Raw genomic sequence first — 1,672 nt, forward strand, 5'->3', positions numbered from 1 at the left:
GGTTGTAGAGGCCGAACATGGCGCCGGCGAGGGCGACGAACAGGGCGGCGAAGGCCGCCGAGACCCACGGCCCCTGGAGGTCCGCCTGCACGGCGCGGCCGGTGACGCCGGCGGCGGCCCCCGCGGCGGCGTAGGCCACGGCCATGGCCTGGACGTAGACGAACGACAGCCACAGCGCCCGCCCGGTGCCCGGCCGGCCGCCGCTCTGGGCGCCGACGATGATCCCCGAGAGGATGGGGATCATGGGGTAGAGGCAGGCGGTGAAGGCGAGCATCAGCCCGGCGGCGAAGAAGCCGCCGAGCACCGCCCAGACGCTGCCGCCGCTGAGCAGCCGGCCGAGCCCCTGGGAGCCGCCGCCCGCCGCCGGGCCGCCGCCGGCCCGGTCGTGCTCGGCGAGGAAGTCCGCCTCGTCCGGCGCCCGCGCCGTCGCCGAGCGCGTCAGGGTGACCTCCATGGTGACCGCCGGCTCCTGCAGCTGCGGCGGCTGCCAGCTCAGGCCGACGCCGAGGATGAGCAGGGCGTGGACGACCACCGCCAGGAAGAGGGTCATCCCGAGCCGGTCCTCGGGCAGGACGGTCGCGCTCCGGCGCACGGCGGCGGCTCCGCTCACTCGGTGTGGATGCGCCCCATAGGCTGCTCGAAGGTGGTCCGCTCGGCCATCGCCTCGGTCTGCCAGGCCTCGCCGTCGCGGTCGATGAGCAGCATGCGGCGGACGCCGAGCCGCTCGGCCACCGTGAAGGCCGCCTCCGGGCCGGCGATGAACAGGGCCGTGGCCGCGGCGTCGGCGAGCACGGGGTCCTCGTGGACGACGGTGACCGAGCGGCTGCCCATGGCCGGATACCCCGTGGTCGGGTCGAGGATGTGGTGGTAGCGCCGGTCCTCGTGCTTGAAGGCGCGCTCGTAGTCGCCGGAGGTGAAGACCGCCTCGTCGGCCTGCGCCCGGACCGTCGCCAGGATGGCCCGGTCGCGGGGGTGGCGGACCCCGATGCGCCACGGCCGGGCCCCCGCCTCGGGCCGGCCGAGGGTGGCCAGGTCGCCGCCGAGGTTGACCACGGCGGCCTCGACGCCGGCGCCGCGCAGGGCCTCGACGGCGCGCTCGGCGGCGTAGCCCTTGCCGATGCCGCCGAGGTCGAGCTGGACAGCGTCGTTGCGGCTGCTCACCCGGTTGCCCTCGATCCGCAGGTCGGCGAGGCTCGGCGCGCGCTCGAGCCACGCCTCGACCTCCTCGCGCGGCGGCGGCGCCTCGAGGCGGCCGTCGTGGCGGGAGAAGCCCCACAGCTCGATGAGCCCGCCGATGGCCGGGTTGAACCGCCCCCCGCTGGCGCGCTCGATCTCCCGGGCCTGGCGGAGCAGCTCGACGAGCCCGTCGCTGACCTCGGCCCCCTCGCCGGCGGCGAGGCGCTCGTTGAGGGGGGCGAGCTCGGCGCCGTAGCGCGGGTGCCAGGCCTCGTGGATGGCCTCGATCTCCTTGCGGGCGGCCTGCGCCGCGGCTGCCGCGTCGCCGCCGCCGGCCTCGGCGATGTTGATCTCGATCTCGGTGCCGAGGGCGTTGAAGCGCAGCCGCTCCGCCGCCGGCTCGCTGCCGCCGCCGCAGCCGGCGGCGAGCAGGGTGGCGGCGAGGGCGCCGAGGGCGAGCAGGGCGCGCCGCCCGGGGGGCAGCGCCCTGCTCGCC

At 77.2% G+C, this 1,672-nt stretch carries 2 protein-coding genes; both read right to left on the reverse strand.

What is annotated here, in order from left to right:
- The coding region (locus tag CKO13_RS12020; RefSeq protein WP_476702780.1) for a cytochrome c biogenesis protein CcdA at positions 1-592 on the reverse strand (592 nt) is incomplete at its 3' end.
- A 14-nt stretch (positions 593-606) separates the two neighbouring features.
- A partial coding sequence (locus CKO13_RS12025; RefSeq protein WP_200261352.1) for an FAD:protein FMN transferase occupies positions 607-1,672 on the reverse strand: 1,066 nt, incomplete at its 5' end.

The organism is Halorhodospira neutriphila, assembly GCF_016584055.1.
GTDB lineage: Bacteria > Pseudomonadota > Gammaproteobacteria > Nitrococcales > Halorhodospiraceae > Halorhodospira > Halorhodospira neutriphila.